Genomic DNA, 25,952 nt, shown 5'->3' with positions numbered 1-25,952 from the left:
CGAGGGAATCACTCGGTCGCAGCGGCATGTCAAGCCTCGCCGTCGCCGGAGACCGGCGCGACGTCGACCGAAACGCTCATTCCATGCCGCCCGCCGCCGATGAATACCCCTTTGATCGGAGCGACGTCGCTATAGTCGCGTCCCCAGGCGAGCGTGATGTGCCGAGTCGAGGGGATTTGATCGTTCGTGGGGTCCACGTCGATCCAGCCGTAGTCGGGCGAAAAGGCCGACACCCAGGCGTGCGACGCGTCGGCTCCGACGAGCCGCGGCTGCCCAGGCGGCGGGGCCGTGACCAGATAGCCGCTCACATAGCGGGCGGGCAGGCCGAGCGACCGCAAACAGCCGATCTCCAGATGAGCGAAATCCTGGCAGACGCCACGACGGTGCCGGAGCACTTCGTCCAGCGGAGTGCTGATGGTGGTCGCCGTTTTGTCGTAGCGGAACTCCGTATGAATTCGGCGCGTTAAATGCAACAGCGCTTCGAGCCATGGCCGGCCGGGTGTAAACGTCTCCGCGGCAAACGAGGATAATTCCGGCGACGTTGCCACATGCGGCGAGTCGAATGCGAATTGACAGGCTTCAAGAAAGGGCGGGCTGCGGTCGGACGCCATCTGGTCGCGGATCGCCTCCCAGGGCGTTCCGTTCGCCAGCGGCGCCGATAGTTCGCTGAGCCGCACTCGGCTCGAAGCCGTCACTGTCAGCCGTTCGTGCCCCACCTCGACCGTGAAGTAGCTGACGTGGTTTCCGAAGTAATCGAGCACGTTCTCAATCGCCGCCGGCTGCGGGCGAACGGCCAAACGGCTGGTCAAGCGCTTCTGCCGCGGATGCTCTCGAGGCGTCAGATGCACCTCATTGTGACAGATCGGCACCTTTTCGCTGTAGGAGTAGACGGTGGTATGCGTGATTTTATAGTCCATGCGATTCAACGATGAACGACGAAGTACAAAGTACTAAGGACGAAGGACGAAATACGGAAGCGAGGGTCACTCATCACGGGATTCCTGGTTTCATACTTCGTCCTTCGTTCTTCCTACTTCGTACTTCGCGCCTGCGCTTGGTCGGATCTCCGCGAGCTGCCGCGACGGGCCGGCGTGAACAAGGTATTTGTGCGAAATGCCATCGGAAAGCGCACGCAACTGTTGCGCAAGCCGACTTAGCAAACGATCGAGATGGCGGCGCGATCCTTCGCGATCCAACTGGCTGAGTTGAGCGACGTCGGCCAGTCGCAAGCTTGCCAGGGCGCCCAGCATCGTTCTCTGCTCGGCGGTAAACAACGGCTCGGCTTGATCTCGCGGCAGGTTTTCCACATGCCCGGAGAGCGCGACAAGTTGGAACCCGACCGAACGCGGGTTCGTCTCGTCGGTCATCAATAGATCGAGCACCGGCGCAAGTCGCAGCGTCGTGAGATAACGGTTGCGATAGGTCATCGAGCTGTCGGCAATTTCCAGAAGTGCTTCGAGCACCGGGTTCTCGTCGTGGCCGTCGGCGACAAGCGTGCTGCGCAGCAAGCTGATCGTGTGCTGCGCGCGCTCGATGCGCCGGCCCATATCGAGGAACCGCCAGCCGGGGCCGCGAGTCATGCTTTCCGTCCCCACGCCGCTAAAGGCCGAGAGGTCGACGATCATCTGGTTGAGCATCGAAAGCACGTCGCTCAACTGGACCGCGGCGGTGGTTTGGATCGAAAGGAAGTCCTGCTCGACGCGGTTCAAGATGCGCCAGCTATCGAGCGAAATTCGGTCGCGGACAATGGAGGCGACGTGCCGCACCGAGTCAACCGTCGAACGGAGGCTGCCGGCGCGCTGTGGATCGAAAATGAACGCCAGGATTTCGCGATCGACGATCGGCGTCTCCTTCCCCCCCGCGTAGACGATGAATTCGGGGCGGATTTGTCCCTGCTCGGCCAAAGCGTGTAAGAGCGAGGTCAGTTCCGGCAAGTTTGCCGGATCGGATTCGCCCGCCAAACGCAGCACGATGCTCCGCAGCAGTCGGACGGCCCCTTCGGCCCGCTCCACGTGCCGCCCCAGCCAATAGAGATTGTCTGCCACGCGGCTCGGCAGATCGTTGCCGCTGCGTCGCAGCGGAACGGGCGTTTCGGGAGATTGCAGCAAACTGACCGGCGCCACCGGTCCCTCGGAGAGCACCCACACGTCCTTGCTCCCTTCGCCCGCCAGCATCGAATCTCCCAAGCGATCGCCGGCCGCCGAAACGCGAGTCAACCCGCCGGGCATGACTTGGTAAGACCCGTCGGCCGCGACGAGGAACGCCCGCAAGGCCACGTGCCAGGGCTGCACTCCGCCGTTGGCCATCACGGGAGCTGTCGAGCGCGTGACCCACTGTTGACCCACGTAATTCCGCGGCCGGGCCTTGATCCGTTCGATCAGTTCCGTCAACTCGCCGCGCGAGAGTTGCCCGCCGACGATCGGCCGTGTTCGCGCGAGCGAGAACGCCGGCTTGATCACGAGTTGCTCGATGTTCTCGAGCACGTGAGTCAGTTCGGCGGGCTGGCCGCACCACCAGGTGGCCACCGACGGAATCCGCAACTCCTCGCCGATGAGATGTCGCGCAAGCCGCGGAAAGAATGCCAACAGCGCTGGCGCTTCGAGCAGGCCGCTCCCCAGGGCATTGGCCACCACGACATTGCCGCCGCGGACCGCCTGCAACAATCCCGGCACTCCGGCCCGCGAACCGCCGCGCAACTCGAGTGGATCGCAATGGTCGTCGGGCACGCGGCGCAGGATGACGTCGACCTGAATCAGCCCCCCCAGCGTCTTAAGATAAACGCGCTGATCGCGAACCGTGAGGTCGCCCCCTTCCACGAGCGTGTAGCCCAGATAACGGGCCAGATAGGCGTCTTCGAAGTAGGTCGGGCTGGCCGGGCCGGGGCTGAGCAAAACGATCCACGGGTTCTCTCGATGATGCGCCGCCAGACCGTGCAGCGCTTCGCGAACCGAAATGAAGAACGACGCCAGCCGCTCCACCCGGCAATCGCGATACTTATTCGGCAGCATCCGCGAAATCACGATCCGGTTTTCGACAGCGTAACCGGCTCCCAACGGAGATTGTGTGCGATCGGAGAGAACCACCCAATTTCCGGTTTCGGCCGAACGAGCCAAATGGGCGGCGTAGAGGCTCAAGAACGTCTGATCCGGAACATGGATTCGATGGCAGGGGCGGAGAAATCCCGCATGAGCGAATATCAATTCTGGCGGCAGATGCCCACCGGCCACAAGCGTCTGCGGGCCATAAATATCGGCGAGGATCAGGTTCAGCAACCGCGCTCGCTGCGCCAGACCTGTCGAGAGCGCGCTCCATTCATCGCCGGGTAGCAAGAGGGGAATCGCGTCGAGTTCCCACGGGCGATCCTTTCCCTCCGCGTCGCCGTGCACGTTGTACGTGACGCCATTCTCCCGGATCAACCGCTGGGCCTGCTCCCACCTCCGGCCCAACTCGACCCGCCCCATCGCATTCAATAACGTGACAAATTGCCGCCATTGCGGCCGAAGTTCGCCAGGCGCCGCGAACATTTCGTCATAAACGCCCGGCAGCGGCTGATACCCCGCGAACAGATCGACCTGTTGCGGATTGGCTCGGGGAGAGATAGCCAGGCTCATTGCTAACGGGACTAACGAGGGCCAGTGGCAAGTTTGCGCAACTCCCATCTTACCGCCAAGACGCCGGGGACGCCAAGAGAACAGAGTCGGGAAGTCTGCGAACGGCCCGGAAGAAGTGCAAAGGGACTAAGTGCGAAGTATGAACCGAGGAAGAAGGCCGACGAGCCCCGCAGCGCTTTACCCCGCTCTCTTTTGTACTTTGTACTTCATACTTTGTACTTCCCCTTCCGCCACTTGCCACGATCGGCGGGCTCCTTATAATCTCATCTTTAAGCCCGTCGCCACGGGCGTTTTTCGTTTCCGGGCCGCGTCGACTTGCGAGCGGCGCCGAAGGATGATCGTCATGACCCGCGAACTGAGCGGGCCGGCAATCGAGCCGGCGCGGATTTCCGACGAAAAGGTCCTCGTCTTCGACTTTGGCTCGCAATATGCCCAGTTGATCGCTCGGCGCGTCCGCGAGCAAAGCGTTTACTGCGAGATCGTCCGGCACGACGTCTCCGCTGAGCGGGTCAAAGCGCTGGCGCCCAAAGGGATCATCCTCTCCGGCGGTCCGGCGAGCGTCTACGAACCGGGAGCGCCGCACTGCGATCCGACGATTTTCCAGCTTGGCATTCCCGTGTTGGGAATCTGTTACGGGATGCAGTTGATTTGCGAGGCGCTCGGCGGGCGAGTCGAAAGTTTTCCGGCGCGAGAATACGGCCGCGCCCACGTCGAGGTGCTCTCGCACGGCGATCTGTTCGCCGGGGTGGCCGATCAGTCGGAAGTCTGGATGAGCCACGGGGATCAGGTGTCGCGGGTATCGAGCGATTTCGTTCCGCTCGCCCGCACCGGCACCTGCCCGATCGCCGCGGTCAAGCATCGGCGGCTGCCGATCTTCGGCCTGCAATTCCATCCGGAGGTGACGCACACTCCGCGCGGCACGAAAATCTTGGCGAACTTTCTTACGACCGTTTGCGGCTGCGCCGGCACCTGGCGGCTCGGCGAATTCGCCGAGGAAACGATCGCGCGGGTCCGAGAGCAAGTCGGTGACCGACGCGTGATCTGCGGGCTGTCCGGGGGCGTCGATTCGTCGGTCGTGGCGGCGCTTCTCTATCGGGCGATCGGGCCGCAGTTGTCGTGCATCCTGGTCGATAACGGCTTGCTGCGCAAGGACGAGGCCGAATCAGTGATTCGTGAGTTCACCACTCATTTTCGCACCGATCTGCACGTCGTGCAGGCCGAGGAAAAGTTCCTCACGGCACTCGCCGGCGAAACCAACCCGCAGGAGAAGCGCCGGCGGATCGGCCATGCCTTCATCGAATGCTTCACCGCCGAGGCGGCGCGGATCAAAGGCGCGCATTTTCTTGCCCAAGGGACACTGTATCCTGACGTGATCGAAAGCGGCGCCGCCCAGGACGGCCCCGCCGCCACGATCAAGCTCCATCACAACGTCGGCGGTCTGCCCGATAAACTGGGCTTCGAGCTGATCGAACCGCTCCGCGACCTGTTCAAGGACGAGGTGCGAAAGCTCGGGTTGCAGCTTGGCCTGCCGGAAGAGATCGTTTGGCGGCATCCGTTCCCTGGGCCAGGGCTGGCCGTCCGCTGCATAGGCGAGGTGACGCGCGAGCGGCTCGACACGCTCCGCGACGCCGACGCGATCGTCGTGGACGAGATCAAGGCCGCCCGGCTCTATCGGCAGACCGCCCAAGTGTTTGCCGTGCTGCTTCCGGTGCAAAGCGTCGGCGTGATGGGGGACGCACGGACCTACGAAGACGTGATCGCCGTTCGCGCCGTGGAAACCGAAGACTTCATGACGGCCGACTGGAGCCATCTCCCCTACGAGCTACTGGCCCGCATCTCGACGCGGATCATCAACGAAGTGAAAGGCGTCAACCGCGTCGTCTACGACATCAGCTCGAAGCCCCCCGCGACGATCGAGTGGGAGTGAGCGGCACGACTCCTTCCCCCAGCCCGTGAATCGCCGCGCGAATCTGATCCGGCGTGGCGCCGAAGGGGAGCGGCTTGCCGACGGCGACGATCGGTCGCCAGGCGGTGTGGTGCAGCGCCGCGTGCCCGGTCGGACCGGCGCCGCAGTAAACCGGCAGGACCTCCGAGGGCACTCGCGATTGAAGTTCCTGCAAAAGCAAATCGGCTTCGTTCTTGGTCTCCGGACAGTCAAGGGCCAGTCCGATCAGGCTCCCCGCCTCGAGCGTCGTCGCACCGTTGTCGACCAACTTTTCCCAATCGCGCCCATTGGTCGACGTCGGCTCGGGAATGAGCACACGCAGCCCTCGCGCGACCGATTCGAGGAATCGATCGTTGCCCTCGCCGTTTCGCGATGCACCGTCGCGTATGACGAATCGCATGCCGCGGTCGATGGCCGAGAGCACTTGAAGCCACTGATCCAGGCCGTGGCAATTGGTCGCGAGAATGATGTGGCCGTCGGCCGGCACATTGGAAAGCCCGACGGCGTGCAGCCGTCGCCGGCCCGGCACGCGAAACCAAGAAAACGTCCGCAATACGAAATCGGGCCGAGCGAAGCAGAGCAGTAGCATCATCACCAACGTGATCAGGCTTGCCGCGAGAAACAGCAGGGGCGGTATTCGCAGTTGCAATTGAAGCTGATTGACATACTGCGACAACTTTTCGAAGGAGATCTTCGCATCCTCCCGACTCAAATTCAGCCTAAATAACGACTGAAAGGCGTATGTCAAGAAATAAAACACGCCGATCGCCACCAGTCCGCCGCTGACGTTGAGGAAATTGCTCATCGCCACCAGGCTTCCCTTACTCTCCTTTGGAGCCCGATGTTGGAGAACCGTGTACAGCGGCACGATGTAGAGTCCCGCCGCAATGCCGACCAGGATCAAAAAGAGCCGGGTTGGCCATTCCGATTCGCCGCGGCCGACGGGAATCGCGCCGGCCAACGCCAAGGTTAGCAAGAACATGAGGACCGCGCCGATCGGAACTAGTCCCAACTCGATCCGATCACCGGAGAGCATTCCAGCAGCGGCGCAGCCGATGCCCACGCCGAGTCCGACAAGCGCCGCCAACATTGCGATTCGAAGCTCGGCGCGCTGAGCCGGACTGGCCTCAGGGATGACGTCCGCGGGATTGATGAAATCATCCGTGGCGGTTCCCGACGGGCTAGGTCCTGCCGAATTCGCATCGTCGCTGAGTGCCGCCTCCTCCGCCGCGCGTTCGCGGGCGCGTTCAGCCACCTTGTCTCGAATCACTCGTTCGGTCTTGCGACGTTGAAAATACTCGTGGTAATCCTTCGCGGACTCGCCCTGAAAGATCAACGTTTGCCGCAAGAACAGCGTCATGAAGGTGAAAAAGGCGATTCCAACGGTGGCCAGCACGAGCGGCCGCGAGCAGCGCAGCACCGCGAAGCTCGACTTCAAGGGAATCCAGGGCTGCCAGATCAGAGGTTGGTCGGGCGCGGCGGCCGGAATGCGCGCGATGAAGCGCGCCGCAAGAGTCCCGACCATCGCCAACCCCAGCAAGACGACTCCGATGAGCCATTCCTTGCCAGGCTCAAGCTCGCCGCTATCGAGAATTCTGGATTTGAGCGCCGCGTAGCAAAAACCGCCGAACGCCGTGCCGAGAATATTCGCCGTGAAGCTCGTCCCCTCCAATAGCCCGTTGCCGCGCGAGAGGACCGAGGTGCTAAGAATCTCCGGCATAATCCCGTATTTGGCGGGAATGAAAAACGCGCTATGGGTTCCCATCATGAACACCGCCGCCACCACGAGCGCAGCCCCGAGCACGGCCAGCGTTTGCGGGCTGGCCCAGCCCCAGCCGGCGGCATGCGGCAGGAGAAAACCTACCAGCGCCACGCCTGTAATCGCGATCTCGGCGTATTTCCAGAAAACGATGATCGCCCGCTTGCTGAACTTGTCGGCCAGCACGCCGGCCAGAGGAGAGAAGAAGAAGAACGGTGAGATGAAGCAGGCCGTGACGATCGTCACAACCGCCTTTTCGTCGATGTGCTTCGTGCCGACATAGCGCACCAGCATGTCGCCGGCGTAAAAAATTGCGACGAAGTGGATCGCCTGATCGTTGAAGGCGGCCAGAAACTGGGCCAAGAGCAGCCCGATATAACTCCGCGATTTCAGCAGACTCTCGGAGGTTTCGCTCGGCATGATGCCCTATTGTGTATCGCCCATTTCGAGCGTTTCGCGTTTCGATTGCCAAACGGCCCATACCAAACCGAGCACGCAAACGACAATCACGCCCCAGAACATGCCCATCGACGGCGGTTCGGTTATGGCTGCTTTGACAGTCGGCAACTTGCCGAGCAATTCGGTGTCGAACGGGAGCACGAGCGGGATGATCAACAGGCTGACCATGTTCATCACCTTGATCAGCGGATTGATGGCCGGGCCGGCAGTGTCCTTGAGCGGATCGCCCACCGTATCGCCAGTGACGCTCGCCTTGTGCTTCTCGCTTCCCTTGCCGGTGTTGCGCTCCATGTCGCGGGGCTCGTCCTCGATCGTCTTCTTGGCATTGTCCCAGGCGCCGCCGGCATTGGCCATGAACACGGCCAGCAATTGGCCGGTGACGATCATGCCGCCCAAAAACCCGGCGAGCGCGACCGTCCCCAGCCCGAAGCCAACCAACAGCGGCACGAACAAGGCCAATAGCGCGGGCCCAACCAATTCCTTTTGGGCCGCGCCGGTGCAGATATCGACGACGCGGCCGTAGTCGGGTTTTTTTGTGCCGGCCCAAATCTCCTTGTCGCGGAATTGAATTCGGCATTCCTTGACGATTAGAAACGCCGCCCGGCCCACCGCCCGAATCGTCATCGAGCTGAACAAGAACGGCACGGCGCCTCCGATCAACATGCCGATGAACAGCTTGGGATTGGAGAGCGTCAATTGCGAAGCGACGAGGTTGTAAATGTCCTCGGTGATCCGTACGTTCTCTCCCTTGCCGCCGGAGCCGACCGAAACGATGAAGCTGTTGAACAGCGAAACGGCGGCGATCACCGCCGAGCCGATGGCAATCCCTTTGGTGATCGCCTTGGTCGTGTTCCCCACCGCATCGAGATCGGCCAGAATCTGCCGCGATCGCTTGTAATCCGCGGGCGGCATATAACCGGGATCACCTGGCTGGAGTTCGCGGTTGTTGCTGTCCTTGTTGTAGCCCATCTCGCCGATGCCGTTGGCGTTGTCGGCCACCGGACCGAACACGTCCATCGAGATCGTGTTGCCCGTGAGCGTGAGCATTCCGATGCCCGCCATGGCGACGCCGAAGGCCACGAACGTCGCGGTAGTGCCGACAAATACTAGAGCGCTGGCAAGGATGGCGGCGGCAATGATCAACACCGCCGCCACACTGCTCTCGTAGCCGACGGCGAAGCCTTGGATGATATTGGTGGCATGCCCCGTTTCGCAACTTTTGGCGAGGCTCTTGACCGGCGAATACTCGGTGCCGGTGTAGTATTCGGTGCATTTGTTGAGTGCGACGGCCAGGATGATCCCGATCAAGCAGGCCCAGGCCGGGCGCATGTCGAGGTCGGACTGGCCAAGCGTAACCCATGTGGGCAGACCCTCAGTGACTTTCTCGGGGACTCGATGAGCAAAGGCCGCCTGTGCCTGGGGATAATTGGTGAGATAGTTGTTGTCGTATCGCAGGTAGAACCAGCCGAGCACGATGAAGCCGACCACGCTGATGCACGAGCCGATGACGAAGCCGCGGTTGACGCTCTTCATCGCCTCGGCGGCAGTCCCCTTGTCGCCGGCCTTGACGCTATACGTGCTGATGATGCTGGCAATGACGCCGATGGCACGGACCAAGAGCGGGAAGATAACTCCCTTATGGCCGAAGCTGGCGATGCCGAGGATCATTGCGGCGACGATCGTGACTTCGTAGCTTTCGAAGATGTCGGCGGCCATGCCGGCGCAGTCGCCGACGTTGTCCCCCACGTTGTCGGCGATCGTGGCGGCGTTGCGCGGATCGTCTTCAGGAATGTCCTTCTCGACCTTCCCGACCAGATCGGCCCCGACGTCGGCAGCCTTGGTGTAGATGCCTCCGCCGACGCGCATGAACAGAGCCAGCAGCGTGCCGCCGAACCCAAAGCCCAACAGGGCCTCATACGCTCGCTCGCCGTAGATCAAGAAGATGATCGAGCCGCCCAACAGACCGAGGCCGTCGGTGAGCATGCCCGTGATTGTGCCGGTGCGGTAGCCAAGTTGCAGAGCTTGGCCGAAGCTGGTTCGCGCGGCGGCGGCAACCCGAAGATTTCCGACCGTTGCCAACCGCATGCCGATGAAGCCGACCGTGGCCGAAAAGACCGAGCCGACGAGAAACGCCACGGCCCGGCCGACGGCGATCTCCTGGGGCGCGTTAGCGGTTTTGGCCGCCCAATATAGCACGCCCGTGATGATGACGATCAGTACGCCGACAACGCGAAACTGACGAAACAAATAGGCATCTGCCCCTTCGCGAACGGCGTGGGCGATCTCTTGCATTCGCGGCGTGCCCTGATCGGCCCGCCGCACATAGCCCACCAACATCAGGGCGTACGCCAAACCGGCGAGCGCTACCACGACGTTAGACACCAGCGCGATCTTTTCCGCCGGAGCGTACTCAGCGCTGGTGAGCGGCTTAAAGAGTTCGACCTTCTCGGAGGTCTTCGCCGAAGCGCCTTCCGCGGGCGAGGTAGCGTCGGTGGCTCCCGTGCCTTGCCAACCCGCCGCAAGCAAGAAACCCGCACAAATTACGGCCAGAACCGGCGTCGGCAGCCTTTTCATAATTCCATTCTCCCCGAAATCCCTGGATACCGTGAGCGATACAGTTTATGTATTCGTCCTTAGCGAACGGGTAAGCTACCGATTCAAAACGAGTTAGGCAATAGGTATCGAGGGCCAAACACCGGGGTCTGATCGTTGGAGTTCAGCCTTTAGGCTGCCGCTTGCAGGCTAAAGCCTGAACTCCAACATTCCGGTTTATGGCAGGTGCAGCAGGTGCGGCCACCAGGTCTCGACCCGCATTTGCGCCATCGTTTTACCGACTACCGGCAGCCACATCCAGATGGCGGTGAGGCGCAGTTCCCCGGCCAATTGCGCCGCGTCGATGAAGAGGGTTTCCGGCGATTGAAAGAGAGTCGGGCGAATCAAGAACCGCCCGACGCGGTGGCAATATTGCCGGTATTCGGTCCCATGACTTCTCGTCAGTCGTTTCTCCTCGGCCGCCAAAATCATCGAGAGACAGGCCGCCGCTCCGATCGCAAATCCTAGCGCGAATGTCGCACTGGCCACAAACAGCACCAACGAAAACCCGAGCAGCAGGTTCCCAATTTGCATCGGATTGCGACAGATTGAAAAAGGTCCCGAGGTCATCAACGCGGTTCGCGGCGTGCTGGCCAGATACAACGCACTCCACCAGCGAAGCGCGGCGCCAAGGACAAAACTTAGCCAGCCGAGCGTATCGACGTAGAATTGAGTCCAGGAGCCGACTGGGATCCTGGGGCTGGAAACCAGGGCCAGCCCAAGCGTAAGCGCCGATGGCAACAAACACAGCCAGGGCTGGATCCTCGACCACCAGCCGACGTTGTCGGAAATGCCCGCTGTGGCCATAAGTGCGAGATGTCGACGGGTTGATCGAGACGCAATGGGCCCGGAACCGGGCTGGAAGACACCGGTCTCTCCGCCAGAAAAGACGAGGCGGAACAATAGTGTCTTTGCCTCGCCGCGTCAACGCAAGTATCTTTCTCGAAATGCTTGGCGCGGCATAAGTGCATAAAGTAGGCTTGATGTTGAAGGGGTCTGCACGTTGGCTGGAGTATACCCTACTGTTGAGGGATTAACGGCCGCGGTTTGGAAGGTGGCATAAGGAAATGCGGAGCGACGGCAATTACGGTAGCTGCGAGCAGCGTCTCGAATGCAATCAAAGTTTTATCAATGTGCTTTGGCCAGCGGTCTGGTTACGCAGGCCGATATGGAATGCGCGCTCGCCGAATTGCGCTCCAAAGAGGGCACAACCGCGACGAAAGCGACCATCGTCGACCGCGATTTGGCCGACAAGCTGATCGTGATGGGTCGGCTGAACTCTTATCAGGCCAATCAGCTTCTGGCCGGCAATTCGAGCCTGAACCTTGGTCCCTATTGGATCCTGGATGAAATCGGTCACGGGGGGATGGGCCGAGTCTACAAGGCCGAACACGTGATGATGGGCCGCGTGGTAGCCGTCAAAGTCCTTCCGGCGGAGAAATCGACCGCTGCAGCCATTGCCAGCTTTACCCGTGAAATTCGCGCCCAGGCCAAGCTGGATCACGAGCACCTGGTGCGGGCATTCGATGCGGGCCACGCTCGAAATGTCTATTTCCTGGTAACAGAATACATTCCGGGGACCGATCTGCGGCGTTACGTTCGCAACCGCGGCCCCCTGAGCATGCACGAGGCAGCTACCATCATTTCGCAGGCCGCCGATGGTCTGAAACATGCCCACGAACTCGGGCTCGTCCATCGCGACGTGAAGCCAGGCAATCTGCTCGTGACCCCCGAAGGGCATACGAAGGTTTCCGATCTCGGATTGGCCGGCTGGCTGAACGAGGACGACCCCGCATTTCTCTCTGGCAAGATCGTCGGGACCGCCGATTATTTGCCTCCGGAGCTGATTCTCGATCCTCGAATGGTGACGCCGGCCGGTGACGTTTATTCGCTGGGCTGCACACTCTATTACGCGGTTACGGGCAAAGTGCCCTACGGCGGTGGAACCACTTCCGAAAAGGCCCATCGGCATTGCAACGATACGCCCGTGCCCGCGCGCCGACTCAACACGTCGCTCAGCGAAGAGTTCGTCGCGGTCATCAACGACATGATGAAGAAAGACCCGAAAGAGCGGATTCAAACGGCCGCCGAAGTGATGCGCCGTTTGGCGCCTTGGGCCGGAGATAATGTGCCGGGACCATTGGAATGGGACCAGACGGCGGGTGTTCCTCCGCAATCCAACAAGCCCCCGACTCTTCCGCCTGACCAATCCGGCGAGGTCGGCGGCGAATTTGCCGAGTTTGTTCACCTGCTCTCCGCCGATCCCGGCCACAGCCAGGTTTCGCAAGGGACCGATCCAGTGGCGTCGGGCGATGAGGAGACGCTTCCCAACGGACTGCCGCGGCGGCTGGCGGCGGCACCGAAACGGTTTCTCAGCTTGATGTGGGAGAGACTCCGCGAAACTCCGCTTCTGATGTGGGTGCTGATCATTCTGATGCCGCTTGCGATGGCGGCTGCCGTGGCTGTGCTGGTGGCGATGATTCGGGCGCTCGGCAGCCCGTAGGCCGCGGCTCCCGTTTTCTCGCACGACGCCCGCCCCGAGATCGTCGGTCTTTGTGTTCGCCCCTGACGCCGCCGTCAGTTCCGACGCTGGCAGCATCGACCAGCGGAATGCGCCGCGGCATCGCTTTCACGCGCCGCTAATAATCCCGGTCGTTGTGACGAAAAGAATTGCGGCAAGCGGCGTCCTCAGCCCTTGCAAACGCCCACCACGCGACCAACAATACCGAATCCTGCGGCGGCAAAACCGCGCGCCGTCGGCATCGGCGCGGACTCGTCGTCGGCCCGCGGTCAACTCGTAACTTGCCACTTGTCACGTGCCGGTCGCGTCATGCCGATCCGTCCCACCTCTGTACTGCCAAAGCGACTAATCCCTTCATTACGTCGGCAGGCGCCGGCGATCAAAGTCTCTCCGCTGCTAACGGAGTTGGCAGCGACGGCGACCCCCGAGGTCTTGCAAAAGCTCGTCAGTTCGCCGGACGGTCTCAGTGAGGAAGAGGCCGAACGGCGGCTCGAACAATACGGCTACAACGTCGTCACCGAGGCGGAACATCATAGTCGCCTCAAGCTCTTAATCCGGGCGATCCTCAATCCGCTGGTGATCCTCCTAGCTGCGTTGGCGATCATTTCGGTGCTCACGGACGATCTCGGTTCGGCCGTCGTCATGCTCGTCATGATTGTCTTGGGAGTCGGATTGCGGTTCTGGCAGGAGTCTAAGGCCGACAGCGCCGCAGCGGCGCTCAAGGCGATGATCAGCGTCACGGCGACCGTGGTCCGTGGCGGCGCAGCGCGGGAAGTCCCGCTGGCGCAAGTGGCTCCCGGAGACGTGGTCAAGCTGGCAGCCGGCGACATGATCCCGGCCGATTTGCGGCTGCTATCGTGTAAGGATTTGTTCTTGATCCAGGCCAGCCTTACGGGCGAATCGTTCCCGGTCGAGAAATTCGACGCTGCCGAGCCGGTCGACAGTTGCCCCGCCTTAGAACTGAAAAACACGTGCTTTCTCGGTACGAGCGTCGAGAGCGGCACGGCGCTGGCGGTAGTGAGCGCAACCGGCTCGAACACATATTTGGGCGGGATGGCCAAGGCGATCGTCTCTCAAGACGTGCAAACCAGCTTCGATAAAGGGGTCAGCAAGTTCACTTGGCTGATGATCAAATTCATCTTGGTTATGGCTCCCACGGTATTCATCATCAACGCCGCCACAAAGCTCGATTGGAGCGCGGGACTGTTTCGGGGTGAGAATCTCACGACGCTCAAGGAGGCCTTCTTATTTTCCGTGGCCGTCGCGGTCGGGATGACGCCCGAAATGTTGCCGATGATCGTGACCGTTTGCCTCTCCAAAGGGGCGCTGGCCATGTCGCGGAAAAAGGTGATCGTCAAGCGGTTGAATTCGATCCAGAACTTCGGGGCGATGGACGTGCTCTGCACCGATAAAACGGGAACGCTCACGCTCGACCGCGTTATTCTTCAGCACCATTGCGACGTGGTGCGAGAGGAAGACGACAACGTGCTCATCTTGGCGTATCTCAACAGTCATTTTCAGACCGGACTAAAAAACGTGCTCGACCGGGCGGTGCTCCAGCACGAAAAAGTCCAGGGCATTTCTGCTTTGCAAGATTACAAGAAGATCGACGAAATCCCGTTCGATTTTCAGCGGCGGTTGATGTCGGTCGTCGTCGAAACGCCGGAAGCAAAGCACCGCTTGGTTTGCAAGGGGGCGCCGGAGGAGTTGTTCAAACGCTGCATGACATTCGAGCTGGAAGGAAAGCTTTATCCGATCGAACAGATTCTGATCGAGGACTTGCGCGAGGAATATGAACGGCTCTCGAGCGACGGATTCCGCGTGCTGGGGATCGCCTACCGCGACTTTGATCGCAGCAAGACCGTCTTTTCCAAGGACGACGAATCCAATCTCGTGCTCCGCGGCTACATCGCGTTTCTCGATCCGCCCAAGGAGACGGCGTCGCCCGCCATCGTGGCCCTGCGGCAGCATGGCGTCGATGTGAAGGTGCTCACGGGGGACAACGACCTGGTGAGCCGGAAAATCTGCTCCGAAGTGGGCATTCCCACCGAATCGACGCTCCTCGGGGTCCAAGTCGAAAAAATGAACGACACGGAATTGGCCGAAGCGGCAGGCAAGACGACTCTCTTCGCTCGGCTTTCGCCCGCCCACAAACAGCGGATCATCAAGGCGTTGCAGAGCAAGGGGCACGTCGTCGGCTTCATGGGAGACGGAATCAACGACGCGCCGGCGCTGCGGGCCGCGGACGTGGGAATCTCCGTCGATACGGCCGTCGATATCGCCAAGGAATCGGCCGACGTGATTCTGCTCGAAAAAAGCCTGCTCGTGCTCGAAGAGGGGATTCTCGAAGGGCGCAACGTGTTCGCCAATATCCTTAAATACATTCGGATGGGGGCCAGTTCGTCGTTCGGCAATATGTTCAGTGTGCTCGGGGCCAGCGCATTTCTGCCGTTCGAGCCGATGGCCCCGATCCAGATTCTCACTAACAATCTGCTCTACGACTTTTCACAGGTTCCGATCCCGACCGACGACGTCGATCCCGAGCTTGTGGCTAAGCCGCACCCATGGTCGATGAAAGATATTACTCGATTCATTCTGTTGATTGGGCCGTGCAGCTCGATCTTCGATTACGTGACGTTCTTCGTCATGATGTATGTTTTCAAGGCTTGGCTGCCCCATACCGACGCGACCGCCCATGGAACAAAGCTCTTTCAAACCGGTTGGTTCATCGAATCGTTGCTGACCCAGACGCTGATTATCCACGTCATTCGCACCAACAAGATTCCCTTCATCCAAAGCCGAGCAAGCTGGCCGGTGATCGTCACCACGGCGGTGATCATGGGCATCGGCGTCTGGCTGCCGTTCTCCCCGATCGCCGAATTCCTCGGCTTCGTGCCGGTGCCCGGACTCTATTGGCCGATCGTGATCGCGATCCTGTTTTGCTATATCGTGCTCACGCAGATCGTGAAGACCTGGCTGGTCCGCAGGCGGTGGATTTAGCGCAACTTCATTTCGTCGCGGACGGCCCTGAACGCTTCGACAGCAAAATCGAGATCGTCACGCGAATGGGCTGCGGAAACTTGCACGCGGATGCGGGCTTTGCCTTGCGGCACGACGGGATAGGAGAAGCCGACGACGTAGACTCCTCGCTCCAGCATCCGCTCGGCCATCCGGCTTGCGAGCGCGGCGTCGCCGAGCATGATCGGCACGATTGGATGCTCCCCCGGCACGATGTTGAACCCGTGCTCCGTCATCTGCCCACGGAAGTAGCGGGTGTTTTCCCCTAGCCGGTCGCGCAGCTCCGTCGAGGCCGTGAGCAAGTCGATCGCTTTCAGAGCCGATCCGACGACCGGCGGGGCGACCGAGTTGGAGAAGAGATACGGGCGCGAGCGCTGGCGAAGGAATTCGACGATCTCGGCCCGAGCGGCTGTGTAGCCTCCCGTCGCGCCGCCGAGCGCTTTGCCGAGCGTGCCGGTGAGGATGTCGATCCGTCCCATGACGCCGTGTTGCTCGTGCGTTCCCCGGCCATGCTTCCCCAGCACGCCGGTCGCATGGGAATCATCGACCATTACGAGCGCGTCATATCGCTCGGCCAGATCGCAGATTCCCGGCAGATTTGCGATCACTCCATCCATTGAGAAGACGCCGTCGGTGGCGATCAAGCGGAATCGCGCGCCTTTGGCTTCGATCAACTTGGCTTCGAGATCAGCCATGTCGTTGTTGCGATAACGAAACCGTTGGGCCTTGCAAAGCCGGACGCCGTCGATGATCGAGGCGTGGTTCAGCTCGTCGGAGATCACGGCGTCGTCGGCGCCGAGAAGTGTCTCAAACAACCCGCCGTTCGCGTCGAAGCAGGAGGAATAGAGGATTGCGTCCTCGCAACCGACGAAGTCGGCGATTTTTCGCTCAAGTTCTCGATGCGGTCGTTGCGTGCCACAGATGAATCGGACCGAGGCGAGGCCGTTGCCCCACCGATCCAATGCTTCGCGAGCGGCGGCGACCACCTCGGGATGATTCGCCAAGCCGAGGTAATTGTTCGCGCACATGTTGAGCACATCGGAGCGCCCTGGCACGCCGACGTGCGCTTGCTGCGCCGTTGTAAGAGCTCGCTCCGGCTTGAAGAGCCCGGCGGAATGGATCGCGGCGAGCTGATCTTTCAGGTGCTGTTTGAAGGCTGCGTACATAGTTGATGACGTCCCTGTGACACGGATGGGTGGCACTGGCCAGCGAAGCGCAGCGAAGTCGGCCAGTGCGGCGCGCCGTTGGTCGTCGCGTCACGAGCGAACGGTTGTCTTCTCTCTTGGCGCATCATTCGGCCCGAGAGTCCTGCAATGGCCGGGGTCCCAATTGCGCGACGTCGCTGGCCCGTGCCAGCCCTACGGCAGCGTCGGTTAGCGATTTAAGCCCATCTCCTTGCTCTGCAATTTTTTTCATCCACCGCTGTTCCAACTTTGAGATTTCATCATCTGTCAAAGCGCTCCCCGCCACTTCGAGAATCGACACTTGATAATCACTTGGATCTCGGCTCTTGAGCGTAACATTGCCGCCGTGGCGGGTCCGGACGTAATCCTGCCAACGTTGCCAAAAGCCTTCCTCGCCAGTTGCGGATCCCACGTATTGCTCCTTTGTTCTGGGGCATGAAAGGCAATAGATACCCCTGCAGGATTTGAGCGCAGTTATCCAATTGCTTGGAAGGCTGTCGATCTCGGATAGCGGTTTTATGAAGTTCAAGAAGCCTGGAAAATCGGGCTCCTTGAATTCCGCACGCAATTCGACGACTGGCTTGTTGTTCTTGTGAGGGTATTGAACCCACTGTCGCGCTCCCCAGTCGACCACGAGTCTGCCGATAAGATCGGAGAGTGACTGCCGCAGGGTTAGATCGTAGCGATCCCAACTAGCCGCTTTGTACATTTGTGCTGGCATGTGGGGCATTAACTGATCTTCTTCCAAGAGCCCGCGATACATCACGCTGTAGAGCCCGACAAACAGCGCTTCATCGGTGGGCGTCCCCAAGAACACGGCCCACTATTTCGAGTTGAGTTTTGCGCGGTTCTTGATGTTTTTTGTTGATTGATAGAGCTCGAATTGTGGGCGATTATCGCGCCACAAATCGTACGGCGTGTGACCCCGGGCGGCACGATTGTCCTTGTGACGTATGAGGCGAACGTGCTCAAGACCTATGTCGGCGTCCCGCAGAATCGAATTGAACATCAACGACATCGGAATCTCCATTGTCCACACCCCCAGTCCGGCCATATTCCGGGTGACACTGGCCAGGAAGTCGGCCGTTGCCGCGCGCCACTTGTCGCCGGCTTCTTTACGTCATCAAGAACTCCGCTGGTAACGGCGTCAGGCGTGGGCTGGCGACAGGCGGCAATCCTGGGGTCGGAAAATAATGCCGTGCGCTCGACCAGCGCCAATCGACGGCGCGACGGCAGAGCTTGCGCTTCACGGGGTTCTCGTGGATGTAATTGATCGAGGCCTGAACCGTCTCGGGCTTGTTCAGGTTGCGGTCGTATCCCGGCCCCTCCTGCCAAAAACGGAACACGGGCTTGCCGGGGCGTTCGATGATGGTTAGCCGTTTGACGAGCGGGCTTCGGGCGAGGATTAAGCGGTGCTTGATCTTGGTTGAACAAGACAGCTTGGCCGTCTTGAGAAACTGACCGATCGTCGCCTCCGTCGGATCGATCGGCCACACCAGCAAGTGGACGTGTTCCGGCGTAAAGACAAATGCAGACAGGCGCAGCGCGTGATCGTCGAGCGATTTGTCAATGCTGTCGGCCAGCAGCTCTCGCCACGGATCGTTGGTCAATAGCGCAATTCGGTGGAAGCAGGAGAACGTAAGTTCGTGGCAATCGCCCGGATTCTGATAATGACGGATCGTTTTGTACTTCTGTTGAATGCTGGGCATGATGTCGAGTTTGATGGAATTGGTGGGCCGTTGCAACGATTCAAGGTGGCGCTTAGACCACCGTGCGGCGCGCACTGGCCGACTGCGCTTCGCTTCGCTGGCCAGTGCCACCCATTGCGGCCAGTGCCGCACGGTCTATCCCTCTTTCCACGTCAGGATCACCTTTCCCGATTGCCCCGAGATCATCGCTTCGAATCCCTTCTCGAATTCTTGATACGGGAAGCGGTGGGTAATTACGGGGCTGATGTCGAGTCCCGATTGGAGCATGACAGTCATTTTGTACCAGGTTTCGTACATCTCGCGGCCGTAGATGCCCTTGATCGTGAGCATGTTGAACACGACCGTGTTCCAATCGATGGCCATCTCTCGCTCGGGGATGCCGAGCATGGCGATCTTGCCGCCGTGGCACATGTTGGCGAGCATGTCGCGAAACGCGGCCGAATTGCCCGACATTTCCAGCCCGACGTCGAAGCCCTCTCTCATTCCGAGCTGCCGCTGGGCGTCGGCGATCCGCTGCTCGCGGACATCGACCGCCAGCGTCGCTCCCATCCGCCGGGCCAGCTCCAAGCGATACGGGTTCACATCGGTGACGACGACATACCGCGCCGCCGCGTGACGCGCCACAGCGGCGGCCATGATGCCGATCGGTCCGGCGCCCGTGATCAGCACATCCTCGCCCAATAGATCGAACGACAGCGCCGTATGCACGGCATTCCCGAACGGATCGAACAGCGCCTGCACGTCGCGCGAGATCGCCGGATCGTGGACCCAAACGTTGGTCATCGGCAGCGCGAGATACTCGGCGAACGCCCCCGGCCGATTGACGCCGATCCCCTTGGTGTCTTTGCAAAGATGGCGGCGACCGGCCAGGCAATTTCGGCAGCGGCCGCAGACGACGTGCCCCTCGCCGCTGACGATCTCGCCGACGTGAAAATCCTTCACATTCGCGCCGACCTCGACGATCCGACCGACAAATTCATGCCCGACCGCCATCGGCACGGGGATCGTTTTCTGCGCCCAGGCGTCCCACTTGTAGATATGCACGTCGGTGCCACAGATGCCCGTCCGCAGCACCTCGATCAGCACGTCATTGATGCCGATCGACGGAACCGGAATGTCGTCGAGCCACAGTCCCGGCTCGGACCGTTTCTTGACAAGTGCTTTCATTGGTTAGCGAACGTCTTCTTTCCGCGGCTCGTCGCCTGGGGCTTCGCCAAACAGAAAGTGCATCAGGTTCTTGGTACCAAGCGCCCGCGGGCTGGCAAATGTTTCACCGGCCGTATAGCCGGCCGCCATTCCTTGCGCGAGCGCCACGGCTTTGACCCGCTCAATCACATGGGCCTTCGCGGGGGGGAACTGCGTCTGGTAGCAGCGAATCGCGGCCAGCTTTTCGTCCAATGTCTCGCCAATATCGACCACCAGATGCCCGTAGCCCGGCAGTTGGCTTAGCGTACTAAAAGCCAAAGTGTAGTAGAGGTATCCGGAGATCGTGTGCACCGGCAACCCGTCGAAGTATTGGTCCCACTTCGTTAGCCGCGAGTAAAACACGCCCGCATCAGTAATCTGCATCGCCTGAAAATGGTCGGGCGAGGCGAGCGGCGTTTTCTCACCGAATCCAAGCACCAGCCGCGGCCGATAGCGGCGAAAAACCTTGCCCAGAGCCACCCGCGCCTCGAAGCAATCGAACAACCGGCGATTGGGCAGGTCGAGCTGGATCCTGGCATGAATTCCGAGCGTCTCGGCCGCTTGTTTTGCCTCAGCCAGCCGCACCTCAGGGCCCGGCGAAGCCGGAGTCGGCTCACCGTCGGTAAGATCGACGATGCCCACGCGATAACCTTGGCGCACGAGCCGCGCCAGCGTGCCGCCACAAGCGATCTCGACATCGTCAGGATGCGCTCCGACTGCAATCACATCGAGTTGTGCGACATCTTCCGACATGCGTTAATCTTGATTCTGCTCGTGTCGGATCACAGAATTGGGCAACGCGACGCCGGCAGCGTCGCCTACGCTGCCGGCGTCGAAATACTTACTTCGGCTTCACCACCGCCAAAAGAAACGTGGGACTCAGCGCGTCGAATCGCACGCGCTCGAGTTGATAAACGCCGCGGGCGACGTTGATCATCCAAACTCCGACGTCGCCGACATAATTGCTCAAGACCGCGTGGACGCCGGAAAGGTTCTCGATGCTGCCGACGTTCGCGACCAACCGCCCACCGGCCCGCAGGCGGCCAAACGCCAATTCGACGAGCCGGGTAATCTCGCGGCCGCTGCCGCCGACGAAAATGCTATCCGGGTCCGGCAAATCGGCCCAAGCGTCCGGCGCCCGGCCCAGCACGGCGACTAGGTTCTTCACGCCGAACCGCTCGGCGTTGGCCCGGATTAACTGATGATCATCGGCGTCCATTTCAATGGCATAGATAGTGCCACTCGCCGCGATTTGGGCCGCCTCGACCGAGACCGATCCGCTGCCGGCGCCGATATCCCAAACGACGCTCGCCGGACCCAAATCCATTTGCGCCAGTGCAATCGCTCGGACCTCGGCGGGAGTGAGCAAACCATGTTTTGGTCGCGATTGGAGGAACAACTGGTCCGGATTGCCGAACAGCCGCAGCCCCATCGCTTCGGTCGGGCGGTCGGGGGCCGCCGGCTTGCGGACGAGGATCATGACGTTGAGCGGTGAGAATTCATCGCCGGCGATTTCGCGCAGCTCGCCCTGCGTGACCCGCTCGTCCGGCGAGCCGAGGTTCTCGCACACATAGGCCCAAAAGTAGTCGATCCGCGAGTCGAGCAAGCCCCGAGCGACGGCCGACGGCGGGCACGATTCGCTCGTGAAAATCCCCACCTTGTCGGCCACGCGAATCTTTTCGATCACGTCCTCGACGGAATGGTTCGCCAAGTTGGTTAGAAACGCTTCTTCCCAACTCTCCTTCACTCGGGCGAAGGCCAACTGCATGCTGCTCACGTGCGGAAGCACTTCAAAGCGTTCTTTGCCTAACCGATCGCACAGATACCGGGCCACGCCATAGAAGAGAGGATCGCCCGAGGCCAGCACCACGATCTGCCCGTCCTTGACTCCTGAGATTCGCTCGACAACCGCTTCCAGATTGCTCCCGAGCGCAAGGCGCGCACGACCCATGCCGGGAGCCAGCGCTAGCGTCGGTTCGTCGCCGATCAGCAAGTCAGCCCGCTCGATCAATCGGCGGGCCTGAGCGGTTAGCCCATCGAGCCCGTCGTCGCCGATGCCGACGATCTGGATCTTATGCACTTCGTTCAATTGCGCTTCGCTCGAATGCACTTCGTTCAATCGTTCAAGCCGTTCTTCGACGGAGCGGCTGATACTGGAATAATTGCCACCGCGCCGGCCGCGTGAAGGCGATTGTAAATCAAACGTTTGCAAGTGAACAGCCACTGCCCCGGCGAACTGCGTCCTGCGCCGCTTGTGATCCCAACGAAAAAGCCCAGGAGGACTCCTGGGCTCTAACGAAACTCGGTGCTTTTCGGGGTGGAAAACCGCAATCGCCGCTGATGCGCCTCAGGCCTTGGTCGAACCGTCTCAGGCGCCCTTTCTTGCACCCGAGATTGGCGACTTTCACGCCTGGAATGAGCTGCCGCAACCGCAACTCTTCACGGCGTTCGGATTGTCGAACGTGAACCCGCGGCGGCTGATGTCTTCATAGAAGTCAACAGTCGTGCCGTCGAGGTAGAGATCGCTCTTCTTATCCACGATGATGGTCACGCCGTGGTATTCGCGCTTTGCATCGGCCTTTGCATCGAACTTGTCGTCGAAACCCAGCGCGTATTGAAAACCGCTGCAACCGCCACCGGCAACTCCGATCCGCAGCATCAATTCAGGGGCCATCTTCTGGTCGTCCATGATTTTCTTGACTTCCTTGGCGGCCCGTTCAGTCAGCGTCACTGCCATAGTCGTTTCTGCTCCAAAAATGGGAGAAGATTTTTCGCAACTCAAACTGCCTAAATTATACAACGGATTGCCCAAAGGGAAGACAGAACCAAGCAAATTCCACATAATTTTGCTGCCATACTCGATCTCTCGGGCGGTGTTCGACGGCGATCATGGAGCCACTCCCTCGAAAAGCGCCGAACCGATGCGCACAATCGTCGCTCCTTCCTCGATCGCCGCCTCGAAATCGCCGCTCATTCCCATCGATAGTTCGTCGAGCGACGCTCCGTCGGGCAGCGATCGCCGCATCCGATCGCGCAGTTCCCGCAAATGGGCGAAATCGCGGCGGGCGGCGCCTGCATCTCCTTCGCGGCCGGCCATCGCCATCAGCCCGCAAATCCGCACGTGGCCCGGCGCGATAATATCCGGCAGCGCTGCGGCCATTTCATCAGCCTGGAAGCCATGCTTGGAGCGGTCGCCGGAGATATTCACCTCAATCAAGATCGGGACCGTCCGGCCGAGCGATTGCGCCGTTTCATCGATAGCCGCGACCACGCGCCGGCTATCGACGGAATGGATGAGCGACACGATCGGCAGCGTCCGCTCGACTTTGTTTCGCTGCAAGTGACCAATCATGTGCCAGTGGATCGGCAGATCGGCCAACTCGCGTGCCTTGTTCCACAGCTCTTGCGGCCGGCTTTCCCCCAGTTCACGACAGCCGGCGGCGACTAATTCGCGCACTATTGACGGCTCGACGTGTTTAGTCACGGCCACCAGCTTGACGGCCTCGGCTGGACGCCCGCTCCGCGCCGCGGCTGCGGCGATGCGCTGCCGGATTTCCGCCAGATTGTCTGTAATTCGCGTCACAACGAACCTATACAATAAATCTTGGGCGGGATGGGAAGGATGCCATGTTTGCGGAAATAATACCGCAAGGGAGGGCTTTTCTGTGGTCATTCCCAATAGGCTGCCGAGTATGAGAAGACAATGCCGGTCTTCTCCCGAGCGGCGATCGCCATCGGGGCTGGCAGCCGCGCAAATCTTCGCCGTGCATGTTCATCATGGAGTTGCAGGTCCTTCACGCCGGTGCTAGCTTGATTGAGCAGTCGTCGAGTCGTATCGATTTCCGTTGGCGTGGCTGGGGAAAGCCGATCGCGTTCCTCGGTGCGGCCGTCGTCATCCTCCTCCTCTCCATTCGATACCACCAGTATCTAACCCCTGCTGCGCTGGCCGGCGACGTAGAACGACTGCACGGATGGCAGGAGGCGCATCCGATTGCGCTGCCGCTGTTGCTTGCCGCGACCTTCATCGTCAGCACCGGATTGTCGATCCCAGCGGTTATTACGCTCTCGGTATTGAGCGGCTGGCTCCTCGGCACCTGGGAAGGGCTTTTGATCACGAGCTTCGCCTCGACCGCTGGAGCGACCGTGGCTTTCCTCATCAGCCGCTATTTGCTCCGCGACGCGATCGCCAGGCAATGGCCGGAGATCGTCGCTCGGGCCGACGAGATGGTCGAGCGCGACGGGGCATTTTATCTCCTGTCGCTGCGGCTGGTCCATGTGATCCCCTCCTGGCTCATCAATCTGGTCGTGGGCTGCACAAGAGTCCGCGCCGCGATATTCTGGTGGACGACGCAACTGGGCATGCTCCCCTCGACCGCGTTCTACGTTTACGCCGGGGCCCACCTGAAGTCGCTCGCCCAGATCAAAGAGCAGGGCGTTTGCAGCATCGCCACGCCGCAGGTGATTGGCGCCTTCGTCGTGCTGGCGATCCTACCGCTGGCGGCGCGCAAGGCAATCCAACGCTTCAGTCGGCCGCAATGACGTCCCATCCGCTACGCCGCCAGGCATAGCCCGACAAGGATGTCGTAGAAGGCATGGCTTCCAGCCGCGATACCGAAGCCACGGTAGACAAATAGTGCGGCGAAAAACGCGCCCGCCACGAAGCGGAACATAAACGTCGAGAGGTCGAGCGGCTGGCCGTGTGGGCCGATGTAGTGGGCCGCCGAGAAGAGCAGGCTCGTCAGCACGACCGCTCCCACGAGCGCTTGCCGCGAATTGCATCCGGCCCATCTCAGCACCCAAGCCGCCAACGGCAAGAGCATCAGGCGGAAGAGCACTTCCTCATAGATTCCGGCGCCGAAAAAGCTGACCAGCCTTCCGGCCGTAGCGAGCGTGTCCGAGATGACCGAGGCCGCGACCGGCCAATCGGTCTGGGCCGGCAGAAACATCGATAGAAACGCGCCTTGCAGCCGGGCGATAACCAGCAGCGCCAGCGCCAGCAGCAGGCATTCCGCGAACATGGCATAGAGCACCCCTGGCACGGTCCGCCATGGCTGCCGGGCAGCGTGGTGCCATCCGAGCAAGATGCCCACGGTCAAAACCGGCAACAGGAAATACTGCCCGAAGCCCATCAGATCGAGCAATTGGCGGAGCCAGACGTCGGCCCCGTTGCGCACCGCCTGAGAGCCGAGAAAGAGCACTCCCCCTTCGTAAAGGAGCAGCAGCGGCGCGACGAACGCCAGGCAGGTCAACGGCCGCCGGGACTGTTGCCAATAGTATCCGCTTGCCTGAGGCCAGGAGCACGTGTTGCCGAAGAGCGTCTCGAGCACGAAGGGCGGAGAGTGACGAAGGGTGAGGGGCGAGGAAGGAAGGCTCTCGGTGGCAAACTTCGTGGTGAAGTCGCGATCGGGAGTCGCGCCGGCCATGCTCATCTTCGGAACCTCTGGGCGATCGTCTTGAGACGGTGCGAGTCGCGCGTTGTCTCTGGCACGACCGCTGAAAGCCGTACTGTGCGTCGATCTTTGCGTTGTCATCCCTCACGCTGAGCACCCGCCGCGGCGGGCCGGCGCGCTGCTTGGCGCCACATCCTGGTGAATGGTTGGCGGCCAGCCCGTGAAACGCCTATAATTGCTGGCCGAGCCGTTGCAGACGGTTTGTTGCCGGCGAAGCCCGAATCGTCACTTGCGCGTCGAAGCGGCGTAAACTCTGAGGCGGACTACAAAGCGGTCAAGCGACGTTTCGAGTCGGAGCTTCCTGCCGAGGCCGCGCTCTTTAACGAATTTCACGCCTTGCTCGTCCGCGTCGGCAACCAACACTGCCGCAAAACGCCCGACTGCGATCACTGCCCGCTGGCCGACCTGCTACCGGCCAACGGGCCAATCGGACTTCAAGAAGCCCCTACAAAACGTGGCACTGCTTGACGGCTGCCCCCATTCGGTGCGGAATTCCCGCCAATACTTGGCAGCCGTCAA

Annotated in this window: 18 protein-coding genes; 4 read left to right on the top strand and 14 right to left on the bottom strand. The window is 60.9% G+C overall.

The window, feature by feature from the left end:
- Positions 1 to 29 precede the first annotated feature (29 nt).
- Together VGY55_04845 and VGY55_04840 are read right to left on the bottom strand one after the other, a co-directional pair.
- Entirely contained in the window at positions 30 to 917 is an 888-nt protein-coding gene (locus VGY55_04845; GenBank protein ID HEV2969297.1) for a transglutaminase family protein, read from the bottom strand.
- 90 nt (positions 918 to 1,007) lie between these two features.
- Complete coding sequence (locus VGY55_04840) at positions 1,008 to 3,611, bottom strand: circularly permuted type 2 ATP-grasp protein (GenBank protein ID HEV2969296.1); 2,604 nt, start codon at positions 3,609 to 3,611, stop codon at positions 1,008 to 1,010.
- Between the two features lie 343 nt (positions 3,612 to 3,954).
- Here VGY55_04840 and guaA point away from each other — a divergent pair, with 343 nt between their 5' ends.
- Positions 3,955 to 5,538, top strand: a complete 1,584-nt coding sequence (gene guaA / locus VGY55_04835; protein ID HEV2969295.1) for a glutamine-hydrolyzing GMP synthase — start codon at positions 3,955 to 3,957, stop codon at positions 5,536 to 5,538.
- Here the strand turns inward: guaA and VGY55_04830 are convergent.
- From VGY55_04830 to VGY55_04820, 3 genes are all read right to left on the bottom strand, one after another.
- On the bottom strand, positions 5,501 to 7,735 hold the full coding sequence (locus VGY55_04830) for an MFS transporter (GenBank protein ID HEV2969294.1): 2,235 nt from the start codon (positions 7,733 to 7,735) through the stop codon (positions 5,501 to 5,503). The two genes, guaA and VGY55_04830, sit on opposite strands and share 38 nt — an antisense overlap.
- Positions 7,736 to 7,741: 6 nt before the next feature.
- Complete coding sequence (locus VGY55_04825; protein ID HEV2969293.1) at positions 7,742 to 10,348, bottom strand: sodium-translocating pyrophosphatase; 2,607 nt, start codon at positions 10,346 to 10,348, stop codon at positions 7,742 to 7,744.
- A 195-nt stretch (positions 10,349 to 10,543) separates the two neighbouring features.
- Positions 10,544 to 11,173 carry an isoprenylcysteine carboxylmethyltransferase family protein gene (locus tag VGY55_04820; GenBank protein HEV2969292.1) on the bottom strand — a complete coding sequence of 210 codons (630 nt, stop codon included), beginning with the start codon at positions 11,171 to 11,173 and terminating at the stop codon, positions 10,544 to 10,546.
- Between the two features lie 304 nt (positions 11,174 to 11,477).
- Between VGY55_04820 and VGY55_04815 the strand changes: the two genes are divergently transcribed.
- Entirely contained in the window at positions 11,478 to 12,869 is a 1,392-nt protein-coding gene (locus VGY55_04815; GenBank protein HEV2969291.1) for a serine/threonine-protein kinase, read from the top strand.
- Between the two features lie 327 nt (positions 12,870 to 13,196).
- Positions 13,197 to 15,887, top strand: coding sequence for a magnesium-translocating P-type ATPase (gene mgtA / locus VGY55_04810; GenBank protein ID HEV2969290.1), 2,691 nt, complete (start codon positions 13,197 to 13,199; stop codon positions 15,885 to 15,887).
- Here mgtA and VGY55_04805 read toward each other — a convergent pair.
- From VGY55_04805 to VGY55_04770, 8 genes are all read right to left on the bottom strand, one after another.
- Positions 15,884 to 17,071, bottom strand: a complete 1,188-nt coding sequence (locus VGY55_04805; protein HEV2969289.1) for a glycine C-acetyltransferase — start codon at positions 17,069 to 17,071, stop codon at positions 15,884 to 15,886. The genes mgtA and VGY55_04805 overlap by 4 nt on opposite strands.
- Positions 17,072 to 17,195: 124 nt before the next feature.
- Entirely contained in the window at positions 17,196 to 17,906 is a 711-nt protein-coding gene (locus VGY55_04800; protein ID HEV2969288.1) for a GIY-YIG nuclease family protein, read from the bottom strand.
- Between the two features lie 298 nt (positions 17,907 to 18,204).
- Positions 18,205 to 18,798 (bottom strand): hypothetical protein, encoded by a 594-nt coding sequence (locus VGY55_04795; protein HEV2969287.1) that lies wholly within the window; start codon positions 18,796 to 18,798, stop codon positions 18,205 to 18,207.
- Positions 18,799 to 18,933: 135 nt separating this feature from the next.
- Complete coding sequence (gene tdh / locus VGY55_04790; GenBank protein HEV2969286.1) at positions 18,934 to 19,965, bottom strand: L-threonine 3-dehydrogenase; 1,032 nt, start codon at positions 19,963 to 19,965, stop codon at positions 18,934 to 18,936.
- Between the two features lie 3 nt (positions 19,966 to 19,968).
- The gene (locus tag VGY55_04785; GenBank protein ID HEV2969285.1) at positions 19,969 to 20,736 is read right to left on the bottom strand and encodes a PIG-L family deacetylase; all 768 of its coding nucleotides are present in this window, start codon (positions 20,734 to 20,736) and stop codon (positions 19,969 to 19,971) included.
- Between the two features lie 88 nt (positions 20,737 to 20,824).
- Positions 20,825 to 22,093, bottom strand: a complete 1,269-nt coding sequence (gene cbiE / locus VGY55_04780) for a precorrin-6y C5,15-methyltransferase (decarboxylating) subunit CbiE (protein ID HEV2969284.1) — start codon at positions 22,091 to 22,093, stop codon at positions 20,825 to 20,827.
- Positions 22,094 to 22,387: 294 nt separating this feature from the next.
- Positions 22,388 to 22,720: an iron-sulfur cluster assembly accessory protein gene (locus tag VGY55_04775; protein ID HEV2969283.1), complete on the bottom strand. Its 333-nt coding sequence runs from the start codon at positions 22,718 to 22,720 to the stop codon at positions 22,388 to 22,390.
- A gap of 150 nt (positions 22,721 to 22,870) precedes the next feature.
- Complete coding sequence (locus VGY55_04770) at positions 22,871 to 23,566, bottom strand: YggS family pyridoxal phosphate-dependent enzyme (protein ID HEV2969282.1); 696 nt, start codon at positions 23,564 to 23,566, stop codon at positions 22,871 to 22,873.
- 194 nt (positions 23,567 to 23,760) lie between these two features.
- Between VGY55_04770 and VGY55_04765 the strand changes: the two genes are divergently transcribed.
- Positions 23,761 to 24,522 (top strand): TVP38/TMEM64 family protein, encoded by a 762-nt coding sequence (locus VGY55_04765; GenBank protein ID HEV2969281.1) that lies wholly within the window; start codon positions 23,761 to 23,763, stop codon positions 24,520 to 24,522.
- 11 nt (positions 24,523 to 24,533) lie between these two features.
- Here VGY55_04765 and VGY55_04760 read toward each other — a convergent pair whose 3' ends face one another.
- Complete coding sequence (locus VGY55_04760) at positions 24,534 to 25,412, bottom strand: CPBP family intramembrane glutamic endopeptidase (protein HEV2969280.1); 879 nt, start codon at positions 25,410 to 25,412, stop codon at positions 24,534 to 24,536.
- Between the last annotated feature and the right edge of the window lie 540 nt (positions 25,413 to 25,952).

Source organism: Pirellulales bacterium, assembly GCA_035939775.1.
Classification (GTDB): Bacteria; Planctomycetota; Planctomycetia; order Pirellulales; family DATAWG01; genus DASZFO01.
The sequence above is the reverse complement of the archived record's forward strand: the minus strand, read 5'-3'. Positions and strand labels throughout refer to the sequence as shown.

What these genes read in the sequence shown, in the direction of transcription:
- VGY55_04845 (HEV2969297.1), bottom strand. Translation starts at nt 917, where the DNA reads ATGGACTATAAAATCACGCATACCACCGTCTACTCCTACAGCGAAAAG.
- VGY55_04840 (HEV2969296.1), bottom strand. Translation starts at nt 3,611, where the DNA reads ATGAGCCTGGCTATCTCTCCCCGAGCCAATCCGCAACAGGTCGATCTG.
- guaA (HEV2969295.1), top strand. Translation starts at nt 3,955, where the DNA reads ATGACCCGCGAACTGAGCGGGCCGGCAATCGAGCCGGCGCGGATTTCC.
- VGY55_04830 (HEV2969294.1), bottom strand. Translation starts at nt 7,735, where the DNA reads ATGCCGAGCGAAACCTCCGAGAGTCTGCTGAAATCGCGGAGTTATATC.
- VGY55_04825 (HEV2969293.1), bottom strand. Translation starts at nt 10,348, where the DNA reads ATGAAAAGGCTGCCGACGCCGGTTCTGGCCGTAATTTGTGCGGGTTTC.
- VGY55_04820 (HEV2969292.1), bottom strand. Translation starts at nt 11,173, where the DNA reads ATGGCCACAGCGGGCATTTCCGACAACGTCGGCTGGTGGTCGAGGATC.
- VGY55_04815 (HEV2969291.1), top strand. Translation starts at nt 11,478, where the DNA reads ATGCAATCAAAGTTTTATCAATGTGCTTTGGCCAGCGGTCTGGTTACG.
- mgtA (HEV2969290.1), top strand. Translation starts at nt 13,197, where the DNA reads ATGCCGATCCGTCCCACCTCTGTACTGCCAAAGCGACTAATCCCTTCA.
- VGY55_04805 (HEV2969289.1), bottom strand. Translation starts at nt 17,071, where the DNA reads ATGTACGCAGCCTTCAAACAGCACCTGAAAGATCAGCTCGCCGCGATC.
- VGY55_04795 (HEV2969287.1), bottom strand. Translation starts at nt 18,798, where the DNA reads ATGCCCAGCATTCAACAGAAGTACAAAACGATCCGTCATTATCAGAAT.
- tdh (HEV2969286.1), bottom strand. Translation starts at nt 19,965, where the DNA reads ATGAAAGCACTTGTCAAGAAACGGTCCGAGCCGGGACTGTGGCTCGAC.
- VGY55_04785 (HEV2969285.1), bottom strand. Translation starts at nt 20,736, where the DNA reads ATGTCGGAAGATGTCGCACAACTCGATGTGATTGCAGTCGGAGCGCAT.
- VGY55_04775 (HEV2969283.1), bottom strand. Translation starts at nt 22,720, where the DNA reads ATGGCAGTGACGCTGACTGAACGGGCCGCCAAGGAAGTCAAGAAAATC.
- VGY55_04765 (HEV2969281.1), top strand. Translation starts at nt 23,761, where the DNA reads ATGGAGTTGCAGGTCCTTCACGCCGGTGCTAGCTTGATTGAGCAGTCG.
- VGY55_04760 (HEV2969280.1), bottom strand. Translation starts at nt 25,412, where the DNA reads ATGAGCATGGCCGGCGCGACTCCCGATCGCGACTTCACCACGAAGTTT.